Here is a 13045-nt window from a genome sequence, read left to right on the forward strand (position 1 = left end):
GAACAGCCACGCATCCGGTGATGCGTGGCCTAGTAGAACCGAACGGGTGGGCCCGTCACAGCCCAGCAGAGAGGTTCCCGCCCCGGTGCATGTGCCCGGTGACGGTGAGCAAGCGAGGTGGTACCGCGGTTGACCGGTCGGAACCGGTGAGCCGTCCTCGTCGGGCGAGTCTTCGCCGTCCCACGCTCACCGCTAGGGAGGCAGAGGTCTGGACGCCCACCAACTCTCAACATCGAAGGCGACCAGCATGATCTACCCCAAAGCACACACTTCCCACGCCGGTGAAGCACTCGGCGTTCCTTCCGCCCCGGATTTCCCCGCCCTTGAAGAACGCGTCCTGGCCTACTGGAAAGAAGACGACACCTTCCGGGCCTCTGTTCAAGCTCGCCCTGCCGGGGACGACGGCGAGAACGAGTTCGTTTTCTACGATGGGCCACCCTTTGCTAATGGTCTGCCCCACTACGGGCACCTGTTGACCGGATACGTCAAAGACGTCATCCCGCGTTACCAAACGATGCGCGGCAAGCACGTGGAGCGCCGCTTCGGATGGGACACACACGGCCTGCCTGCCGAACTTGAAGCCCAACGTCTCCTTGGGATTTCAACGAAAAAAGAAATCGAAGAGATGGGCATCGGTGCTTTCAACGCCGAATGCCGCAGCTCGGTGCTTCGATACACCGACGAGTGGCGTAACTACGTCACCCGCCAAGCCCGCTGGGTTGATTTCGATAACGACTACAAAACACTTAACCCCCAGTACATGGAATCGGTGATCTGGGCGTTTAAGTCTCTCTACGACAAAGGCCTGGTCTACAAGGGACACAAAGTCCTCCCGTACTGCTGGAACGACGAAACCCCTCTGTCTAACCACGAGCTACGCATGGATGACGAGGTTTACCAGCAGCGGCAGGACCCTTCCGTTGCCGTCTGGGTTGCGCTACCCAACGGTGATCGCCTCGTCGCCTGGACCACCACCCCGTGGACCCTGCCCACTAACTTGGCCATGGCCGTCGGTAATGACGTCGAATACGTTGCCGTGCGCGCCGCCGACGGTGAACGCTACATCGTCGCCCAGGCGCGTCTGGGGCACTATGCCAAAGAGTTCGTCGGCCCTGACGGTGACCCGAAAAACGTTGACGACTTGGTTGAAGAGACCTTCCTCGGGTCAACCCTGGTCGGTCAGCGATACACCCCGATCTTTGACTACTTCACTGACGTGGAGCGCTGGGGCACGCACAACGCCTTCCAGGTGATCCACTCTGACTTCGTCACCACCGAGGACGGTACCGGTGTCGTGCACATGGCCAGCGCCTACGGTGAAGTTGACCAGGCAGACACAGCCGCTCATGGCATCCCCACCATCCTTTCAGTCGACGACCGAGCCGAATTCACCTCCGTCGTGCCTGACTTCCAGGGCCTGCAGGTATTCGAAGCAAACCGCCCCATCATCAACAAGCTCAAAGAAAACGGGCAGCTGGTGCGCGAAGAAAGCTACGTGCACTCCTACCCGCATTGCTGGCGATGCCGTAAGCCCCTCATCTACAAGGCCGTTGGTAGCTGGTTCGTTGAGGTAACGAAAATCCGCGACCGCATGGTCGAAACCAACGAAGACATCACCTGGGTACCTGAACACGTCAAACACGGCCAGTTCGGTAAATGGCTTGAAGGCGCACGCGACTGGTCCATCTCACGTAACCGCTACTGGGGCAGCCCAATCCCGGTATGGGTCAGTGATGACCCCGAATATCCACGCACCGATGTCTACGGCAGCCTCGAAGAGATCGAAAAAGACTTCGGCTGTCTACCTCGCAACGCTGACGGTGAAGTCGACCTACACCGCCCCTTCATCGACGAACTCACCCGCCCCAACCCGGATGACCCCACCGGGCAGGCCACCATGCGCCGCGTATCGGAAGTTCTTGACTGCTGGTTCGACTCCGGCTCCATGCCCTACGCCCAGGTGCACTACCCATTCGAAAACGCCGACTGGTTCGAAAACCACTACCCGGGGGACTTCATCGTCGAATACATCGGGCAAACCCGCGGCTGGTTCTACACCATGCACATCCTGGCCACCGCCCTGTTTGACCGTCCCGCCTTCACCAGCGTGCTCAGCCACGGCATCGTTTTGGGTAACGACGGCCAAAAGATGAGCAAGTCGCTGCGAAACTACCCCGATGTCAACGAAGTGTTCGCTCGTGACGGCGCCGACGCGATGCGCTGGTTCCTCATGTCCAGCCCAATCCTGCGCGGGGGAAACCTCATCGTCACCGAACAAGGCATCCGCGAAGGTGTCCGCGCCGGGCTGCTGCCACTATGGAACGTCTGGTACTTCTTCAGCCTGTACGCCAACGCCGTCACCCGCGATGACGGCACCCAAGGCTATGAAGCTACCTGGCGCACCGACTCCACCGACGTACTCGACAAGTACCTGCTCGCTAAACTGCACGACCTCGTCACTGACGTCACCGCAGCACTAGAGGTTTACGACATCGCTGCCGCCTGCGAGTCCGTCCGCGTGTTCTGTGACGTGCTGACTAACTGGTACGTCCGCCGCAGCCGGGACCGTTTCTGGGACACCAGCGGAGCCGACGCCACCGTGGCTCGCGACGCCTTCGACACCCTGTACACCACGCTCGAAGTGCTCACACGCCTGACCGCTCCGCTGCTACCAATGGCAAGCGAAGAGATCTGGCGTGGCCTGACCGGTGAACGCTCCGTGCACCTGGCAGATTGGCCCAACAGCGACGACCTGCCCGCCAACCCAGCTCTCGTGGAAGCTATGGATCGCGCCCGTGAGGTCTGCTCTACCACCTCTAGCCTGCGCAAATCCAAAGGACTGCGTAACCGGCTCCCACTAGCCGAACTCACCGTCGTTACCGAGGACCCCGCAGCCCTAGAGCAATTCACCGCACTCATCAGCGACGAAGTTAACGTCAAGAAGGTCACCTTGCTGGCCACAGACCAGGCTTCGGCAGCCGACTTCGGAATCACCCAGCGGCTTACCGTGAATGCCCGCGCTGCCGGTCCCCGTTTGGGTAAACAGGTACAAGTCGTGATCAAGGGCTCCAAGACCGGAGACTGGACAGTCGAAGACAACACAGTGGTCTGCGCAGGTATCGCACTCGAAGAATCCGAATACACTCTCGAGACCGTTGTTGCGCAGACCGAAGGCAGCGCCAGCGCCTCAGCGATGCTTTCCAGCGGTGGATTCGTTGTGCTCGACACCACCATCACCGCAGAACTGGCCGCCGAAGGTGTCGCTCGTGACATCATTCGCGTAGTCCAGCAGGCACGTAAAGACGCTGGGTTTGACGTCACTGACCGCATCAGCCTCACCATCACCGGTGAAGGCGACGTGTGGGAAGCAGTCAAGAGCTTCGGTGATCTCATCACCTCAGAGACACTGGCAACCCAGTTCGGCTCTGCGCCCACGCTCGAAGCGCTTCCCGAAGAAGGCTCCGTCACCACCACAGTGGGCGACGGGCAACCAATCCGCCTTCTTCTCAAAAAACTGTAAAAACGGGTAGCCACGAACTGGCAGCGCGGTGGAGCTCATGAGCTCCACCGCGCTGCGGCCCGCCTAACAACCATCACCTGAACACCGAGAAAGGGCACCGTGACCCGACGCAGCGACGACATCGAACCCAGCAATGACCCCACCAAAGCCTCCGACGCTGGCACCCCACTAGACCCCGCCTACCTCGATGACTTCGGTGATGAAACCAGCAGCGAAGCCCTCGAACTAGGCGCACTCACAAAAACCATCACACCCAGCGAAGCTCCCACATCTAACGCAATGGGAGAGCGCACCGGATCTCGTGCCCGCCGCCCGGCACCAGAAGACCCCGCTGTCAAAGAACGAGCGCGTGAAGTCGATAAAAACATCATCGCGCGCAACCCCGAGCACATCATCGAGCCAACTCTGGATCGAATCCGCCACGTCATGAACCTGCTCGGTGACCCCCAACAGGCGATGCCGACCATTCACATCACCGGCACGAACGGCAAAACCACCACAGCACGCATGATCGAACGGTTGCTGCGTGAACTAGGGCTACGCACCGGCCGTTTCACCTCACCACACCTACACGACATCCGCGAACGCATCGTTCTCTCCGGCGAACCCATCAGCACCCAACGGTTCCTCGACGCCTACGAAGACATCGTGCCGTTTGTTGAAATGGCTGACGCGGCAAGCCAAGAACAAGGCGGTCCACGCCTGTCGTTCTTCGAGGTGCTCGTAGCGATGGCCTACGCCGCATTCGCTGACGCCCCCGTCGAGGCAGGTGTCATCGAGGTCGGCATGGGCGGCACCTGGGACGCGACCAACGTTATTAACGCCACCGTCGCTGTTTTCGGCCCGATCTCGATGGATCACGAACGCTACCTCGGCAGCGACATCGTCGAAATTGCACGCGAGAAAGCCGGCATTATCAAAGCTGGCTCCATCGTCATCTCGGCTGAACAAGACCCAGCGGTCAAAGAAATACTGACCGAAGCCGCTAACGCCGTAGACGCTCCCATCATCTTCATGGAAGAAAACATCGGCGTTGTTGCCCGCGAAGTTGCTGTCGGTGGGCAAATGGTCACCTTGCGGGGACTGGCTGGGATCTACCCAGATATCTTCATCCCCCTGTTCGGAATGCACCAGGCGCACAACGCAGCCATCGCCCTAGCAGCAGTAGAAGCTTTCATCGGTGGTGGTCAGGAACAACTAGCACTTGAAGTTGTGCAAGCAGCATTCGCTGACGTCACCTCCCCAGGCAGGGCAGAACTGGTACGTCGTTCACCAGCAGTCCTGGTAGACGGAGCCCACAACCCAGCAGCCGTAGCATCACTGGTCGCCACGCTGGAGGACTCCTTCATGTTCACCCACACGGTTGGCCTGCTCGCGGTACTGGCAGACAAAGACGCTGAAGCCATGCTTGAACAGCTCCAGCCCATCTTCGATGAGATCGTCATCTCCCAAACCACCTCACCACGCCGCCGCAGCGCCGAAGAGCTCGGTGCGCTCGCAGTGGAGATCTTCGGTGAGAACAGAGTGCGTATCGAGCCGCACCTGCCAACTGCTCTCGACACGGCAGTTGAGTTGGCTGATGCTGCTGGCATGGGTGCTGGAGTTGTTGCGACCGGTTCGGTATTCACCGCTGGTGAAGTTCGTTTGCTGCTTGGGGCCACAGATGCCTGAGAACGACACTCAGTCGGCAGATATGCCACAGCCGTCGCGTCGAGTGACGCGACGGCTGTGCAGCATGGTGCTGTGGTCTCAGATGCTCGTGATGGGATTCGCGGCAGTGGTGGGCCGAGCCCTCACCGTCGCCTCGATGCCTCAGAACGCTGATGTGGTTCTCTGGATTGGTCTAGCAATCAGCGCAGCGTGCGTAGTTGCTGCGATTGCTGTGCGATTCCGCCGAGGTGAACTAGTCGGTTGGGCGGTTCAGGTAGCCACGTTCGCTTATGCCTTTGTGGTGCCCATGATGGTTCTTGTCGGGGCGATATTCACAGGGCTGTGGCTGGTAGCCGTCCGCAAGGGCGCCCAGATGGACGCCCTCACAGACGAATGGATCAAAAACAACGCCTCACTGCAGGCGTAGCCAGTTCACGCGCCTCAGAGATCCTCTATCTGCACGAGGCGCGTGAGCTCGCGTGCACTGATCTTTGCCTCCATGAGGAACTCACCCAGCGTGATCTCCTGCGCCCACATGCTCATGAGCAGGTACCCCAGCTGATCATGCTGGATGGGGTAGATCATGTACTGGCTGTCCCCGCTCTTGAGCGTTACTTGCTCCAGCGGGCTTGCTTCTTTGTCATCACTGGTGATGGCATCGATAGCGCCGTTACTCACGGAAAACATGGTGCTCGTCATCGCTGCGAGACGACCAACTTGGTAAGACTCCAGTCCGAGCGCGCACAGGTTGTATCCATCGGCCGTGCAAAGCATTGCGCCTTCCAAAGTGGGGAGCCGCTCTGCCAAGCTTTCGAGAATCGGCAGTGTTGCGGTGCCGATTTCTTCAAGCTTGGACACCGTTTCGGTGTCGGTCTCCATATCCCATTCGGAGGTCTCGGCCGCGGGTACGTTACCCGTGTGCATCAGGCTGGTCATGATCGAGCTTTCTTCTTCTTAGTCGAGGCCAGCGCGGTTTCGACCACACGGATCACCGAGTCGCGATCACGTGGATCTCCCGCAAGAAGGCGGATATCGGGACTGAATGAATCAAGCACAGGTCGGTAGTCTTCCAGCGCCGGGTGGTTCTCTCCCTCATCTAGGCGTGTGACAGCCACGGTGAGGCGAGACCAGGTCTGCTCGTTACCGAGAACCTTGATCCATTCTGCTGTTTCCTCGAGAGCGTATTCGTTTTGGCCGTACATCCACAGAACGACGGCTGAAGCTCGTCCGCGAGCGTGGTCACGGGTGGACTGAAAACGTGCTTGCCCGGGAGTACCAACGACAGCAACGGCGCCATAGTTACTGCCCCACTCGCCGTAATCGAGGCCGACTGTAGTCATCCGGCGAGCTGCGCGGCCGCCGGGGCGGGCCATCGTGCTCATTACTTCGGTGTTGACAACGGGGATATCACTGAGGGAACGCACGGCGGTGGATTTGCCAACTCCATAGGGGCCGACGAATGTCACCTCACGGCGAGTGGTGTGTCCGATGACGGCTTTCTTCACCACAAGGGTCTCCTTGGTGGAAGGTGTGCGGGGGGAGTTCGCCGCTACTTTTCGCGACGAAGCTTGACGAGTTCCGCATCGAGCTCAAGGATTCGCGAGTCCCGCTCAGCAATCGCATTTTTCAAGCTGCCGATACGTTGTTCGCCAACCTGCAATTTGCGCTCCTGGGTACGTGACTTCTTTTTGATTTCCTCAAGAGACGTAGTCAGCTGCTTAATGCGAGCCTGATCTGCCTCGATGATCTCGTCGAGGGAACGCAACGCTGCTGCTTCCAGACGGCCGTACTCGACGGCGTCCTTACTGGAGCGGGCGTTGAGTTCCTCAGTGAGAGCTTCGATTCGTGCATTCGCCGCAGCGAGTGCAATAGCGGTGTCTTCGTCGTGCCGGTCGGGGATTACCGGCTCGATAACCTTCTCCTCGGAAGGCTCGGCTCCTGGGGGGGCAGTCGAGGCTTCCGAAGCGAGGTCGACACCGTCGAGGCTCTCATCGGTTGCGGGGGAGGGGTTAACCCGGCCGAGAGCTCTTGAACGCTCCGCCCAAAACCCAACAAAGAGTCCAATTAGAGCTGCTGGAAACATCCAGCCCAGGGATTGCAGGAACACGATCACCCAGTCGCTCATTGGGGTCTCCTTGAATGCTCACGGACGTGCCGCTCGGCCGGTGGGGCGAGTCGCCCGTTTACGGGCATTCTTCGAGTGTGTCAAAGGTACCCACACTGAAGCACATCGAGATATCCAGGTAGGGCCGTGCTCCGCCGACGCGAGCCCTCGACTGAACATCACGAAAGGTCGCTGATCAGTCGAGTAGAGCACCGATCTTAGCGCTGGCTGCACGAGCTTCGATACGCATGAGACCAAGGTTGCTGTCTGAAGGGCCAGCAAGGGCCAGCACGGCGTTCTCGCCGGCGGGGTAAACGATGATGTACCCGTTGCGGCCGCGGATAACACCCTCAGCGAGCTCACCAAGAGTGGAGCGCTCCGAAATACGCTCACCAAGACCCAGGGCGGTGGCGGCCATGGCAGCCATGCGCTCAGCCTCGTTCTCGGGAAGGTCGTGGGCGATGGCAAGGCCGTCGACCGAAGCGACCATGACGCTCTGCAGTTCGGGGATCGAAGCCCGGACATTGGCGATGATCAGGGAGAGTTCTTCTTGACGGCTCACTGTGGCTCCTGTTGGAAAAGAATGGATTCCGATGATGTTGACCTTATGCCGTACGCGCGGTTCTTTGCATCGCCGGTATTGACTAAGGCACTGGTCACGTACGGTTTGATCAGCGTATGCAGGGTGTGGGGCCCACAACAACACACTCGTCCGGAACGCTCGTCCGGTAGTGCTACCAATTGCGTTGTGCCTGCAGGTAATGACCCTTTCCGGAGCCGTATGTATGTGTTGCATACGTCAAGGGCGAACAGGCTATAACGAGGGTTTTTGACCACATATAGCTATTCCATGATGAATGTAAACAGGGCCGATATTGTTCAGCTATGACTCAACGTTCTCTCGTTCTTGTGAAGCCCGATGGCTATGCGCGTGGACTCACGGGTGAGATATTGCGACGAATTGAAGCCAAGGGATACCGCATCATTGCGTTGAAAGTAGCCGCACCAGGCCGCGAATTACTCACCCGGCACTACGCTGAGCACATGGGGAAAGCATTCTTCGACCCCCTCGTGGAATTCATGTCCTCCGGACCACTGGTTGCAGCAGTGATCGAAGGGGAACGGTGCATCGAAGGATTCCGCACCCTCGCCGGAGCCACTGACCCCACCGTGGCAGCAGCAGGAACCATCCGCGGAGACCTCGCCAGAGACTGGGGTACGCCAGTGCAACAGAACATCGTTCACGGATCAGACAGCCCCGCCTCCGCAGAACGAGAAATCAGTATCTGGTTCCCCGAACTCTGACAGCCACCCGTAAGGGACCGCAGCACCGCAGCCTCACTCACCCCTGCCTCAACACCCGATGCGCAGTAGCAGCATCAGTCACAAAAACATTGATATAGCCCCCCAACAGGGCACCACGGATCGCGGCAGTCTTCCCCTCACCAGCGGCCACACCAATAACCGTACGAACAGAACGCAACCGCCCCAACGGAACAGACAACACCCGCTCATACAGATCAGTCACCACCGGATGCCCCTGGGCATCAAAGTGATGCCCCGAAACATGCCCCACCGCCCCCATCGCTAAAAGACGCCGCGACTCCGCATGCGAAATCCACCCATTAAAAATCGGCCCCGACGAACCGGTCTCATCCATGGCCCCAATCCCCACCAACGCCACATCCGCATGCGAAGCCAACGCCAAAGCGTTCGCCACAGACTCCTCTTTCTTCAACTCCCGCGCCAAACGCGGCGTACCCACAATGAGCGGAGCCGGCATCTGCCGATAATCCCCACCCAAACGCTCCGCTATCCGCCGCGTCACATCAGGAGAATCAACAAGCGGATTCGCCCGACTTAGTGCCCCAATCATCTGCACCACATGCAAATCCCGCAGCGACATCGTCGGCAACTCATAGGCCACCTCACTGACCGTCGTCCCCGCAGACACCGCCAACACCGTTGCCCGCTGCACGGCCTCCACCAGCACCTCCGCACCCGCCCGAGCCGGACCCGGATCAGCCTCAGCAGCACTGTCCGTCACTCGCGCCGAACGCAACCCAAACCGCTCCACCAGCGCAGACTCCAACGCCATATGCCGCTCAACCGGGTGCGATATATCGAAACGGACAATTCCCCGCTGCCGCGCCTGCGTCAACAACCTTGAGACCGACGAACGTGAATACCCAATCCGCGCGGCAATTGTGCTCTGACTCAGCTGATCCTCGTAATACCAACGCGAAACAGACAACAACAGCTGGATGTGCTCACGGTGTTCAGCGATGGACTCCACCCACCTATTTTGCGCACCTGTGTGCAAATGTGGAGCGTTAGGTAAAGCTAACGCGTTCAAAAAAACACAGGTCAAAACATACATACACCCTGAATGTGACGTAGTCGTGCACACCTGTGCATGTGGTCGCTCGCCGTGGTCCACCTCAGAGATCTACGTTCTCCGCATCCCGGTAACGACGCCGGGAGCAGGGCCGCCGCCGACGACGACGGCAGCCTCGACGAAGGAGACGACATGAGTCAGACCCGCGCTGAAGACACGTCGCACGACTGCAGCCCCCACCCCAGGCCCCGACTGCAAGTCGCACTCGACGTCCGCGACCTCCCCAGTGCCCTCGCACCCCTGCCGCGCGTCATCGCCCACATCGACATCATCGAATGCGGAACCGTCCTCATCCTGGCTGAAGGACTACGCGCCGTCCGAGAAATCCGAGCCCTCTTCCCCAACACCGCAATCCTCGCCGACATTCGCATCGCAGAAGCCGGCTCCATCCTCTCCCGCATGGCCTTCGAAGCCGGAGCCAACCTCGTCTCCGTCGTCGCCGGAGCATCCATGACAACCGTCCGCCAAGTCTGCGCCGTCGCCGCAGAATTCAACGGAGAAGTCCAAGTCGAACTCGCCGACGAATGGTTCGACCCCGACCGCGCCCACCAATGGCGCGACGCCGGCGTCCAACACATCATCGTCAAACGCTCCCGCGACCGCGAAGCCAGCGGCGACCTCTCCTGGAAACCCACCGACCTCGAACGCATCGACCAACTCGCCGCCATGGGATTCACCGTCACCGTCACCGGCGGCATCACCGCCACCGACCTGACAACCTTCGCCGGACACCCCGTCGGCATCATCATCGCCGGACGCTCAATCACCACCGCCACCGACCCCGCAGCAGCAGCCGCCGAACTCAACCACGCAATTGGCCAGGTCTGGAAATGAACGCCACCCCCACCATCGAACACACCCGCACCACCACCGCCACCATCGAACTAGGCATCTACGAAAAAGCACTCAAATGGACCGGCACCTGGCCCAGCTTCTTCGCCCAAGCAGCAACCGCAGGGTTCTCCTTCGTTGACATATCCATCGACGAAACCCCAGAACGCCAAGCACGCCTGCACTGGAACAAAAAACAACGCGACGAAGTACGCCAAGCCGCCCACAACGCCGGCATCAAACTCGGCGGACTATGCCTATCCCTCCACCGCCGCATCGCACCCGGATCCAGCGACCCACACACCCGCGCCCAAGCCACCCAAGCCCTCATCGACGGCATCGACCTCGCCGCCGACCTACACATCCCCGTCCTCCAACTCGCCGGATACTTCGCCTACTACGAAACACCCCACCCCCAAAACCGCCAGTGGTACGTCGAATGCCTACGTACCGGCGCAGCCCACGCAGCAACCCGCGGCATCCTCCTCGGCATCGAAAACGTCGACGGCACCGACATCACCTCCATCTCCACCGCGATGCACATCGTCAACGAAATCGACTCACCCTGGCTCCAGCTCTACCCCGACATCGGCAACATCGCCGAACAAGGCCTCAACATCACCAGCGAACTACGACGCGGACGCGGCCACATGCTCGCCCTCCACGCCAAAGACGTCCGCCCCGGCGAACCCCGACGCGTCCCCATGGGCACAGGCATCGTCAACTGGGACGAAGCTTTCACCGAACTCGCCGCCCAAAACTGGACCGGCCGCATGATGATCGAAATGTGGAACGACGAAGCAGACAACTCTGCACAACTAGCCGCCACAGCACGCCAATACATCCACGACAAACTCACCCACGCAGGCATCACCATCACCACCCCACCCCCTCCACCCACCACCGACCTACCCCACAGCCTCACCGAACTACGCAAAGAAGTCTGCCGCGGAAACCTCGCCCTCCCCGAAGCCGGACTCGTCGCCTGGACCGGCGGAAACCTCTCCGCCCGCGACCCCGAAACCGGCCACATCATCATCAAACCCTCCGGAATGCCCTACAACGTCATGACCCCCGAAGACATGGTCATCGTTGACATCAACGGCAAAATCATCGCCGGAGAACACGGCCCCAGCTCCGACACCGCATCCCACCTAGCCGTCTACCGCGCCCGCCCCGACGTAATGTCCATCATCCACACACACTCCCGCTACGCCACCGCCTTCGCCGCCGCAGGCCGCCCCATCCCATGCGTCCTGACCGCCATCGCCGACGAATTCGGAGGCGAAGTACCCCTAGGGGACTACGCCCCCATCGGCGGTAACGCCATCGGCGAAGAAATAGTCCGATCCATCGGAACCTCACCAGCAATCCTGATGAAACAGCACGGCGTATTCACCGTCGGCCCAACAATCGACAAAGCACTACAAGCCGCAATCATGGTCGAAGACATCGCCCACACCGTCCTCGTCGCAGAATCCCTAGGCACCCTCACCGAACTGCCCCAAGAAGAAATCAACGCCAACTTCGACCGCTACCAAAACCGTTACGGCACCGACGCCGCCAGTGAAGGACTACGCCGATGAGCACCTACGAACTAACCACCTTCGGCGAAGCCCAAATCCGACTCACCGTCCACCGCGGCGAACGCCTAGCAACCTGCAGCGACCTACGACTCACCCCAGCAGGCTCCGAAGCCAACGTCGCCGGCCTACTAGCCCAACTCGCCCGCAGAACCACCTACGCCACCGTCCTGCCCGGAGGCGACCTCGCCTGCCGATTCCTCTCCGAATATCGCGGCGCAGGCGTCGACCTATCCCACGTCGTCCGCGTACCAGAAGGCCGAATGGCCCTCTACTTCCTCGAACCAGGCGACCCACCCATGCCCGCCCGGGTCACCTACGATCGCCACCACACCGCCTTCCGCGACATCACCCCCGACACCTTCAACTGGGACGCACTACTAGACACCGACGTCCTCTTCGTCACCGGCATCACCGCCGCACTCACCCCATCCACCGCAGCCACCGTCACCTACGCCGTCACCCAAGCCCACCGTCGCGGCGTACGCGTCGCCCTCGACATCAACTACCGCAGCCTCCTGTGGACCCCAGCCCAAGCACGAGCAGTACTCGAACCACTCTTCGACAAAGTCGACATCCTCTTCTGCTCACGCTCAGACGCCAACAAACTCTTCGGCCTCGACGGAGACGGACCCGCCGTCAACGCCCAACTTCACGCCATGTACAACACCATCAACCACGTCATCTCCACAGACGGCATCAACGGCGTCTACTACAGCGGCATCGAAGGCAGATCTATCCACGCCGTCGAAACCGTACCCATCACCGACCGCCCAGGAGCAGGCGACTCCTTCGTCGCCGCCACCCTCCACGGCTACCTCGGCAACAGCGTCAAAGACGGAATCATCTGGGGACTGCGCACCTCAAAACTCGCCCTCACCCACCACGGCGACCTCACCCACGTCACCCCCGAAGAACTCGCCATACCCACCACGGCAGACATTCTGCGCTGAAAACCC

Annotated in this window: 12 protein-coding genes; 7 read left to right on the forward strand and 5 right to left on the reverse strand. The window is 60.2% G+C overall.

From position 1 onward, the window contains the following. The first annotated feature begins 247 nt into the window (after positions 1-247). From ileS to CKV89_RS06870, 3 genes are all read left to right on the forward strand, one after another. The gene (gene ileS, locus CKV89_RS06860) at positions 248-3520 is read left to right on the forward strand and encodes an isoleucine--tRNA ligase (protein WP_028327847.1); all 3273 of its coding nucleotides are present in this window, start codon (positions 248-250) and stop codon (positions 3518-3520) included. A 99-nt stretch (positions 3521-3619) separates the two neighbouring features. Then, a complete protein-coding gene (locus CKV89_RS06865; RefSeq protein ID WP_324603357.1) occupies positions 3620-5191 on the forward strand; it encodes a bifunctional folylpolyglutamate synthase/dihydrofolate synthase in 1572 nt (523 codons plus the stop codon). Further along, entirely contained in the window at positions 5184-5597 is a 414-nt protein-coding gene (locus CKV89_RS06870) for a DUF4233 domain-containing protein (protein WP_157728090.1), read from the forward strand. The genes CKV89_RS06865 and CKV89_RS06870 overlap by 8 nt, the downstream gene beginning before the upstream one ends. A gap of 14 nt (positions 5598-5611) precedes the next feature. On the opposite strand, the gene CKV89_RS06875 is transcribed toward CKV89_RS06870, so the two are convergent. The 4 genes from CKV89_RS06875 to CKV89_RS12080 form a co-directional block, all read right to left on the reverse strand. Beyond that, complete coding sequence (locus CKV89_RS06875; protein ID WP_028327845.1) at positions 5612-6106, reverse strand: roadblock/LC7 domain-containing protein; 495 nt, start codon at positions 6104-6106, stop codon at positions 5612-5614. Then, a complete protein-coding gene (locus tag CKV89_RS06880; RefSeq protein ID WP_028327844.1) occupies positions 6103-6678 on the reverse strand; it encodes a GTP-binding protein in 576 nt (191 codons plus the stop codon). Before CKV89_RS06880 ends, CKV89_RS06875 begins: the two co-directional genes overlap by 4 nt. 41 nt (positions 6679-6719) lie before the next feature. Beyond that, on the reverse strand, positions 6720-7295 hold the full coding sequence (locus CKV89_RS06885; RefSeq protein ID WP_028327843.1) for a hypothetical protein: 576 nt from the start codon (positions 7293-7295) through the stop codon (positions 6720-6722). Between the two features lie 175 nt (positions 7296-7470). Beyond that, the gene (locus CKV89_RS12080) at positions 7471-7836 is read right to left on the reverse strand and encodes a roadblock/LC7 domain-containing protein (RefSeq protein WP_028327842.1); all 366 of its coding nucleotides are present in this window, start codon (positions 7834-7836) and stop codon (positions 7471-7473) included. 323 nt (positions 7837-8159) lie between these two features. Between CKV89_RS12080 and ndk the strand changes: the two genes are divergently transcribed. Next, on the forward strand, positions 8160-8579 hold the full coding sequence (gene ndk / locus CKV89_RS06895) for a nucleoside-diphosphate kinase (protein ID WP_028327841.1): 420 nt from the start codon (positions 8160-8162) through the stop codon (positions 8577-8579). A 37-nt stretch (positions 8580-8616) separates the two neighbouring features. Here the strand turns inward: ndk and CKV89_RS06900 are convergent, their stop codons facing one another. Next, on the reverse strand, positions 8617-9570 hold the full coding sequence (locus tag CKV89_RS06900) for a sugar-binding transcriptional regulator (protein ID WP_028327840.1): 954 nt from the start codon (positions 9568-9570) through the stop codon (positions 8617-8619). 234 nt (positions 9571-9804) lie between these two features. Here CKV89_RS06900 and CKV89_RS06905 point away from each other — a divergent pair, with 234 nt between their 5' ends. From CKV89_RS06905 to CKV89_RS06915, 3 genes are read left to right on the forward strand one after another with little or no spacing between them, the layout of a single operon-like run. Next, positions 9805-10506, forward strand: a complete 702-nt coding sequence (locus tag CKV89_RS06905) for a 3-dehydro-L-gulonate-6-phosphate decarboxylase (RefSeq protein ID WP_051277774.1) — start codon at positions 9805-9807, stop codon at positions 10504-10506. Further along, entirely contained in the window at positions 10503-12089 is a 1587-nt protein-coding gene (locus CKV89_RS12275; protein WP_084441381.1) for an L-ribulose-5-phosphate 3-epimerase, read from the forward strand. Before CKV89_RS06905 ends, CKV89_RS12275 begins: the two co-directional genes overlap by 4 nt. Then, entirely contained in the window at positions 12086-13039 is a 954-nt protein-coding gene (locus CKV89_RS06915) for a sugar kinase (protein ID WP_028327838.1), read from the forward strand. The genes CKV89_RS12275 and CKV89_RS06915 overlap by 4 nt, the downstream gene beginning before the upstream one ends. The last annotated feature ends 6 nt before the right edge of the window (positions 13040-13045 follow it).

This window comes from Dermatophilus congolensis, from assembly GCF_900187045.1.
In the GTDB taxonomy this organism is placed as follows: domain Bacteria; phylum Actinomycetota; class Actinomycetes; order Actinomycetales; family Dermatophilaceae; genus Dermatophilus; species Dermatophilus congolensis.